The 7,525-nt window shown below is 65.5% G+C and carries 8 protein-coding genes; 3 read left to right on the forward strand and 5 right to left on the reverse strand.

The window, feature by feature from the left end; translation table 11 throughout:
• Positions 1-11 precede the first annotated feature (11 nt).
• Together GOOTI_RS01560 and GOOTI_RS01565 are read right to left on the reverse strand one after the other, a co-directional pair.
• Positions 12-968 carry an alpha/beta hydrolase gene (locus GOOTI_RS01560; RefSeq protein ID WP_007236793.1) on the reverse strand — a complete coding sequence of 319 codons (957 nt, stop codon included), beginning with the start codon at positions 966-968 and terminating at the stop codon, positions 12-14.
• A complete protein-coding gene (locus GOOTI_RS01565) occupies positions 965-2,383 on the reverse strand; it encodes a flavin-containing monooxygenase (protein ID WP_007236794.1) in 1,419 nt (472 codons plus the stop codon). The genes GOOTI_RS01560 and GOOTI_RS01565 overlap by 4 nt, the downstream gene beginning before the upstream one ends.
• 195 nt (positions 2,384-2,578) lie before the next feature.
• On the opposite strand from GOOTI_RS01565, the gene GOOTI_RS01570 reads away from it, so the two are divergent.
• From GOOTI_RS01570 to GOOTI_RS01580, 3 genes are read left to right on the forward strand one after another with little or no spacing between them, the layout of a single operon-like run.
• Positions 2,579-3,424, forward strand: coding sequence for an SDR family oxidoreductase (locus tag GOOTI_RS01570; protein ID WP_007236795.1), 846 nt, complete (start codon positions 2,579-2,581; stop codon positions 3,422-3,424).
• A gap of 19 nt (positions 3,425-3,443) precedes the next feature.
• Positions 3,444-4,052: a TetR/AcrR family transcriptional regulator gene (locus GOOTI_RS01575; protein WP_007236796.1), complete on the forward strand. Its 609-nt coding sequence runs from the start codon at positions 3,444-3,446 to the stop codon at positions 4,050-4,052.
• 55 nt (positions 4,053-4,107) lie between these two features.
• Complete coding sequence (locus GOOTI_RS01580; protein WP_007236797.1) at positions 4,108-4,686, forward strand: peroxidase-related enzyme; 579 nt, start codon at positions 4,108-4,110, stop codon at positions 4,684-4,686.
• A 54-nt stretch (positions 4,687-4,740) separates the two neighbouring features.
• Here the strand turns inward: GOOTI_RS01580 and GOOTI_RS01585 are convergent, their stop codons facing one another.
• From GOOTI_RS01585 to GOOTI_RS01595, 3 genes are all read right to left on the reverse strand, one after another.
• A complete protein-coding gene (locus tag GOOTI_RS01585) occupies positions 4,741-5,601 on the reverse strand; it encodes an LLM class F420-dependent oxidoreductase (RefSeq protein WP_007236798.1) in 861 nt (286 codons plus the stop codon).
• Between the two features lie 77 nt (positions 5,602-5,678).
• Positions 5,679-6,716, reverse strand: a complete 1,038-nt coding sequence (locus GOOTI_RS01590; RefSeq protein WP_007236799.1) for a glucosidase family protein — start codon at positions 6,714-6,716, stop codon at positions 5,679-5,681.
• A 37-nt stretch (positions 6,717-6,753) separates the two neighbouring features.
• Positions 6,754-7,479 (reverse strand): class I SAM-dependent methyltransferase, encoded by a 726-nt coding sequence (locus GOOTI_RS01595; protein WP_007236800.1) that lies wholly within the window; start codon positions 7,477-7,479, stop codon positions 6,754-6,756.
• Positions 7,480-7,525: the final 46 nt, after the last annotated feature.

Below are 7,525 nucleotides of genomic sequence, written 5' to 3' on the forward strand. Positions count from 1 at the left end.
CGCGACGGGTCTCAGCCGCCGACAACGACCTCCCGACCAGCTCCGTTCACCACCAGCTGGTGTGTCAGAAAAGAGATCTGGTGGTCGACGACCCGCTCGAATGTCGCGGGGTCGACTTCGGCGAAGATGTCGAAGTGGTCGCAGGGATAGTGGCGTACCTCGGCGCGTGCCTTGAACGCGACCTTGGCTGCGGCATGCGGGGGCGCACCGCGGTCGAAGTCGGCGATCTGCACGAGCGTCGGTGCGCTGATCCGATCCACGTTCCTGACGGCCCGGTAGGAGCCGAGTTCGAGCGTCACCGCCGCGTCGACCTCGTTGCGCCACGACGGACCCGCAATCGCCTTGTAACTCTCGTAGAACCCTGGACTCGTGAGCGCCGCCTGCTGGCCCGGGCGGCCGACGATGGGCAGCATGTGCGGCGCGCGACCGATCTTCGACGACGCCGCGCTCGCGATACCGTCGACGCTCTGTCGCAGCATCGCGAGGGCACCGACGTGCGGGAGATGATGACGCCCCGCGGCCAGACCACTGACCATGGGTACCGCGGAGATCACGGCCGCAACGTCGCTGCGGTCCGCTGCCACGAGCAGGACGTGTCCGCCCGACTGGGACAGACCCCACAGCACGACCCGACCGGCGTCGACTCCCGGTTGACGCACAGCGGCATCGGCGGCCGCATGGTAGTCGGCGATCTGTCCGGTCATCGATACACGTTGTCGGGCAACGCCTCCCGATAGACCGAAATTGCGATAGTCGAAGGCGAACACGGCCAGCCCCGCGTCGGCGAGTCGTCGAGCGAAGGGGTCGAGACCCGAATCCTTGGTGCCACCGAAACCGTGCGCCATGACGACGACGGGGACGCCGTCGGCGGTGGCGAACGCGGAGTCGGCTGCAGCGGGATAGAACCACGCGTGGCACTCGGTTCCCTCGCTGTCGAAGGTGACGTCGCCTCTGCTGCGCTCGCTCATCGTGCTACCCCGCTCCTGGCCGATACCAATTCCGTTGTGGCCGCGTGATCCTGCGTTGATCGATCCCCGACCCCGGCCCACGTCGGCGCTCCCCGTTCGGCTGCCCGTCGTCGGCCTGCCGGTAGCTCCCTGGTACGCATGTCGTGCTCGTACAGGAAGTAGTCGAGTTGCTGTGTGTGCCGCGCGCTGTGCACCATGTGGCCGGTGTAGAACTGCTGGTCGTCGGCGATCACGCGCCGCATCTCCGCCACGGACGGCGGCTGGTACTCGCCGACCGCATACGCTCCCACCAACCGCGACTGACACTCGACGAACGGGAACAACGTGGGCGTCGCCTGGGCAAAACCCACGAACAACAGGTCATCGATGCCCGGATAGATCATCCGCTTGTAGAGGTCGATCTGATTGCCCGGTGCACTGATGAAGTCGGGATCGAAGAACGGGAACGTGATGTTGTAGCCGGTGGCGTAGACGATCACGTCGAAGTCCGCCGACGAGCCGTCGACGAAGTGGACGGTGTCGCCGTCGAGACGCTCGATGTCGCCCTTCGCGGTGACGTCGCCCGCGCCGAGGCGGAAGGGCAGTTCCACCGACTGGGTCGGATGTGCTTCGAAGAACTTGTGATTGGGCTTCGGTAGTCCATAGTTCTCGGGACGGCCCGCGGTGAGCGGCTGGAAGACCTGAGCGACCTTTCGCTGCCACGCGAACGGGATGTGGGGCGAGGTGCGGTAGTACTTGTCGGCGGGTTTGCCGCCCAGATACTTCGGGACGATCCATGCGCTCGATCGCGTCGAGATGGTGACGGTGTTCTCCAGTGTGCGCGACGACAACTCGACTGCGATGTCGGCGGCACTGTTACCCAATCCGACGACGAGGATGCGCTTGCCGTAGAGCTCGAGCGGCGTGCGGGGGTCGATGTAGGAATGTGCGTGCATCTGCACACCGGAGAACTCGCCGGGGAAATCGGGAAGCCGCGGGTCCCAATGATGCCCGTTGGCCACGACGAGCAGGTCGGCGTGGCGGGTCTCGCCGCGCTGGGTCGTCAGTTCCCATCCCCCACCGTCGAGTCGTTGCGCGTGTGTCACGCCGTTGCCGAACTCGATCTTCTCGCGCAGCCCGAAGGCGTCTGTGTAGTCGTCGAGGTACTGCTTGATCAGCGTGTGGTGTGGAAAGTCGGGATAGTCGTCGGGCATCGGGAAGTCGCGGAAGGACAGTTGATGCTTGGAGGTGTCGATGTGCAGCGACCGGTAGGCACTGCTGTGCCCATTGGGGTTTCCGAACGCCCAGTTGCCCCCGACGCGGTCGGAGGACTCGAACGTGGTGAAAGGCACCCCGTAGTCGGCGAGCATCTTGCTCGCGGTCAGACCACTGATGCCCGCGCCGATCACAGCCGTCTCTGGTGGACGTGCGCTCATGTTGTCCCTCTCGGTGGCGTTGACGATTCATGCCAGTTGACGATTCATGGCGTGTTGACAGATTCAGATTTCTGTCTACTCCCCAATGAGCTCGGTAGTGAACACTTTCGCAAAAATGTCTACTTTCGTTGATAGAGTTCGCCCAGTACCCACCACCGTCGACTGATGTGGTGTCGGGTGTCGAGCGGAGGAACCATGGCATCAGTGCTGACCGTCATCGGTGTCGGTGGAATGGGCGAAGCAGTCGCCCGGCGGCTGGGGTCCGGCCGACCTCTTCTGATTGCCGACCACGACGCCGAACACCTCAACGCGCTGGAGACGACGCTGCGACGCAACGGCTTCGACGTCACCGCACAGACCGTCGACGTCGCCAACCGCGATCAGGTCGCCGCGCTCGCCGACCGTGCGGCATCTCTGGGCGAGGTGACATCGCTCGTCCACACCGCAGGTGTCTCCCCCGCGCAGAGCACGCCCGCCCGCATCGTGGAGGTCAATCTCGTCGGAACAGCACACGTCATCGAGGAGTTCGGTCGAGTGATCGCCGAGGGCGGCGCCGGCGTGGTCATCGCCAGCGTCGCCGCGCACATCTTCGCCGACGCGGTCACCCCTGAGCAGGGCTTGGCGCTCGCAACGCTGCCCGCCGGTGAGCTGGCGGGGCTGCCGATGTTCTCGTTCGGCGACATGGGACCTGAGATGGCATGCGGGCTCGCTTATGGCTACAGCAAGCGCGGCAATGTCTTTCGCGTGCAATCCGCGGCACCCGCCTGGGGCGACCGAGGCGCGCGGATCAACACGGTCAGCCCCGGCGTCACCGCCACGGAGATGGGTTGGCGCGAGTTCGACGCCGAGTTCGCGCATTCGAGCTACGAGGCCATGATCGACAAGTGCGCTGCGGGGCGATTCGGCACGGCAGAAGACATCACCTCGGCCGTCGAATTCCTCCTCGACCCGGTGCGCTCCGGCTTCATCACCGGCACCGATATCCTGGTCGACGGAGGCGTCGTCGCCGGGGTACGCAGCGGCCGCATCCCATTGACGTGACGTGAGGCAGGTGAGCACCATGCAGTCGACGACCCCACGTGTCGGTTCGACAACCGATCGGATGCTCGACGCCGCTGAGTCACTGCTGGCGGACAAGGGAATTCGGGCCACGACGATGCAGCAGGTCGCCGACGTCGCGGGAGTCTCGCGCGCGTGGCTCTACCGCCACTTCCCGGACAAGCAGACCATGGTCGGCGCGACCATCGTGCGACTCAACGAGGCGTTCTGGGCCAACGCACGCACCGAACTCGACGCCATCGAGGGTTTCGCAGAACAACTCGTCGCGGGTGTCCGTATCGGACGCGGCGCCTACGACGACCCCGGCGCACTCCTGCTCCGCTTGCGAACCACCGAACCGGACGAGTTCGCCGCGTGCGCGGGCGTCGGCGTCGCAGGACTCGTCCCCGATCTCGCCGCTTTCTGGCGGCCCTACGTGGTGGCCGCGATCGACGGAGGAGAGGTCGACGCCGGGCATGACGTCGACACCACCTCGGAGTGGGTCGCGAGGGTTCTCATCAGCCTGGGCACCGTACCCGGCACGACGATCGACCCTGACGACCAGGACTCCGTCAGGCACTACATCGAGAGCTTCGTCATGCCGGGACTTCACGAGCATCCGCACGTGTGATTGGGTGACCCGTGTGGCCGGACTCCGGTCACGTAGAGCCCGTGAGGAGCGAGTGATGAGCACTGGATCGTATTTTCCCGACGCCGAGGTCGACGAACTGTCACCCCAATTGCAGAAACTGTTCGGCAAGGCAGCCGAGCAGCTCGGCTTCGTACCCAACGTGTTCACCGCATATGCTCACCGTCCCGAGCGGTTCTCGGCCTGGTTCAACCATTTTCGGCAGGTCACCGAACCGTCGGAGACGCTCTCGGGTGCCGACCGCGAGATGATCGCGGTGGTCGCGTCGGGAGTGAACCGGTGCACCTACTGCCTGGTGTCACACGGTCAGGCGTTACGACACGAGATGCACGACGAGGCCAACGCCGATCGGATCGTGTTCAACTGGCGTCACGCCGATCTCACCAATCGACAGCGTGCCATCTGCCTCTTCGTCGAAAAGCTGACTGCTACGCCCGCGACCGTCGAGCGAGCTGACGTCGACGCACTCGCCGACGCGGGCCTCGGGTCAGATGACATCTGGGATGTCGTCGAACTGACCGCGATGTACAACTTCACCAACCGGATCTCGTCGGCGCTGGGCATCGAGCCGAACGCCGAATACCACTCGCTCGATCGGGGGCCGACCACCGACTGACGAGCGTCGGCGGCTCGACCGCTGAGGCCTGTTCGACCGGCGGGGCGTGCTCGATCAGCGCGCCACCGCCGGCGCGAGGCCCACCTTGCCCGCGAGCTTGGCCAGGTAACCGGTTGCCCGGTCGACGCTGTCGTCGGGCACGCCGTACAACACGGTGGTGACGCCGAGATCGCGGAAATGGTCGAGACGTTCGGGGATGGGTTTGACGTCGAGGACCACGACCTGCGGGTCGCCCGCGCGGCCCGCGTCGGCCCAGATCTTTCGGAGCAATGCGACCGATCCAGCGATGTCCTCCTCGCCGGGTGTCGTGATCCAGCCGTCGGCGCTGCGTGCGATCCACCGGAAGTTCTTCTCGTTGCCCGCAGCACCGACCAGTGTCGGAATCGAACCCTGCGGCGGCTTCGGCCACGCCCAACTCGTGCCGTAATCGACGAATTCGCCGTGGTATTCGGCCTCGTCGGCGGTCCACAACGCGCGCATCGCCTCGAGATACTCACGCAGCATCGTGCGGCGACGCTTCGACGGGACGCCGTGGTCGCCGAGTTCGTCGAGGTTCCATCCGAATCCGACGCCGAGCGTCACCCGGCCGTCGGAGATGTGGTCGAGCGTGGCCAGTGTCTTGGCGAGCGTGATGGGATCGGATTGCACCGGCAACGCCACCGCCGTCGCCAGGCGGATACGGGAGGTGACCGCAGCCGCCGCGGCGAGAGACGTCCACGGGTCGAGGGTGCGCATGTAGCGGTCATCCGGGAGCGACGAGTCGCCGGTCTGCGGGTGGGCGGCGTCGCGCCTGGTCGGAATGTGCCCGTGCTCAGGAACGAAGTAGGAGGCGAAACCCGCCTCTTCGACGAGCGGTGCGATTACCTGTGGCTTGAGCCCACGATCACTGGTGAACTGAACGATCCCGAAATCCATACCGCCAGAATAGGCAGACGACTGGACACCTGTCTAGAACATGTTCTCGTTTTGGCGCCGGTCGTGCGGCCCCACGATCACCACGCCCCCGCATCGCGAAAGATCCCGTTGGCCTCGCTGCTCCTCGTCACCGCGTCGACAGCGAGAACCACGGCCGCAGACGTCCAGCAACTCTTCTCCACCGGCCAACGCTTGCCGTCGTCGAAGACCAGTCCGGTCCAGTACGAGCCATCCGGATCACGGAGGTGCTGGATCGACGTGATGAGCTCGACGGCGTCTCCGGTGTCACCCAGCGCATCGAGAGCGATCGCCAGTTCACAGGTCTCCGCTCCGGTGACCCACGGTCGGTGGTCGACACACCGTGCACCGAGACCTGGAACGACGAACTCCTCCCACCGTCGTGCGATCATCTCCTGCCCGGCCCTGCCGCGCACAGCACCGCCGAGGACCGGGTAGTACCAGTCCATGGAGTGCTCGGACGGTCTCTCGAAAACGTCTGGCCTGCACACGAATGCGTCGCGCAACGCGGCACGGGCCTGCACCCATTCGTCGTCGGGTTGATCGACCTCGGCCGCGATACGCACAGCACAGTCGAGCGCGTGGAAGATGCTGGCGTTCCCGGTGATCAGCGCTTCGTCGAACATGGCACCGGTCGCGTGGTCGCCCGCCCAGCGGAAAGCGCCGTCGGGACGGCGGAAGCGCAGGACGAGGTTGATCGCCGACCACACGACCGGCCACATGCGTTCCAGGAACACGGTGTCGCCGGTGATCTGATAGTGGTGCCACACACCGACAGCGATGTACGCGCAGAAGTTGGAGTCAGTGCCGTGGTCGGTCACGACGCCGGAGTCGAAGCGCAGCGGCCACGATCCGTCGTCGCGTTGGGTGCGCAGGCTCCAGTCGTACGCGGCCTCGGCTTCAGCGTGAAATCCTGTGACGCTGAGCGCCATTGCCGACTCGATGTGATCCCACGGATCGGTGCGGCCACCGGGAAACCACGGGAGGGCGCCGCACTCCTCCTGCATGGCGGCTATGGCGGCTCCGGTGTCGCGCATCTGCTCGCCGGTCACCACACCGGCGATGGCGAGCGCACCGACGTGCGCCTGCGCGGTCATCGGCCAGTGGTGGACTCGACGACGCTCGACGTCGCGGTCACGACGCCGCGAGCTCCGGCTTCCGCAGGTACAACGCGACCGACTTGCCGATCACGGGGTTGAGGACCTGCTCGCCGACCCGGGTCAGCGCCGGTGCCGACATCATGTCCCACACCAACAGCTTGTGGTAGGCCTTGACCAATGGGTTTGCGTTGTTCTCCACGCCGACAGCGCATTTGAGCCACCAGTAGGGCGCATGGAGCGCGTGCGCGTGATCGGTGCCCGTCACCTCGAGGCCGACCGACCGCAGTTTGTCGGCCAACTCCGATGCCTTGTAGATCCGGACGTGACCACCCTCGACCTCGTGATAGGCGTCCGACAAGGCCCAGCACACCTTCTCCGGCCAGTAGCGCGGGACCGTGACCGCACCGACGCCACCGGGCTTGAGGATGCGCGCCATCTCGGCGATGGCCGCCTCGTCGGAGGGTATGTGCTCGAGGATCTCCGACATCAATACCACGTCGAAGCTGTTGTCGGCGTACGGAAGTCGAAGAGCGTCGCCCACTTCGGCACGTGCCTTGGCGTCGGCCGGGACCTGGCCCTCGGCCATCATGGCGTCGAACATCTCCGCGACGTCGGCCATGTCGCTCTCGGACTGGTCGAACGCGATGACGTCCGCCCCGCGACGGAACATCTCGAAAGAGTGCCTGCCCTGACCCGCACCGATGTCGATGACCTTCGTGTGCGATCCGACTCCCAAGCGGTCGAAATCAACTGTGAGCATGACTCCCCTTCTCCGATTCCATCGTTACGCCTTCTGCCGTCGAGCC

Origin of the sequence: Gordonia otitidis NBRC 100426 (genome assembly GCF_000248075.1) — a bacterium.
Taxonomy (GTDB): Bacteria; Actinomycetota; Actinomycetes; order Mycobacteriales; family Mycobacteriaceae; genus Gordonia; species Gordonia otitidis.

Excerpts from the sequence above, each read along its gene's own strand:
- GOOTI_RS01560 (WP_007236793.1), bottom strand. The coding sequence starts at position 968 with ATGAGCGAGCGCAGCAGAGGCGACGTCACCTTCGACAGCGAGGGAACC.
- GOOTI_RS01570 (WP_007236795.1), top strand. The coding sequence starts at position 2,579 with ATGGCATCAGTGCTGACCGTCATCGGTGTCGGTGGAATGGGCGAAGCA.
- GOOTI_RS01580 (WP_007236797.1), top strand. The coding sequence starts at position 4,108 with ATGAGCACTGGATCGTATTTTCCCGACGCCGAGGTCGACGAACTGTCA.
- GOOTI_RS01595 (WP_007236800.1), bottom strand. The coding sequence starts at position 7,479 with ATGCTCACAGTTGATTTCGACCGCTTGGGAGTCGGATCGCACACGAAG.
- GOOTI_RS01565 (WP_007236794.1), bottom strand. The coding sequence starts at position 2,383 with ATGAGCGCACGTCCACCAGAGACGGCTGTGATCGGCGCGGGCATCAGT.
- GOOTI_RS01585 (WP_007236798.1), bottom strand. The coding sequence starts at position 5,601 with ATGGATTTCGGGATCGTTCAGTTCACCAGTGATCGTGGGCTCAAGCCA.
- GOOTI_RS01590 (WP_007236799.1), bottom strand. The coding sequence starts at position 6,716 with ATGACCGCGCAGGCGCACGTCGGTGCGCTCGCCATCGCCGGTGTGGTG.
- GOOTI_RS01575 (WP_007236796.1), top strand. The coding sequence starts at position 3,444 with ATGCAGTCGACGACCCCACGTGTCGGTTCGACAACCGATCGGATGCTC.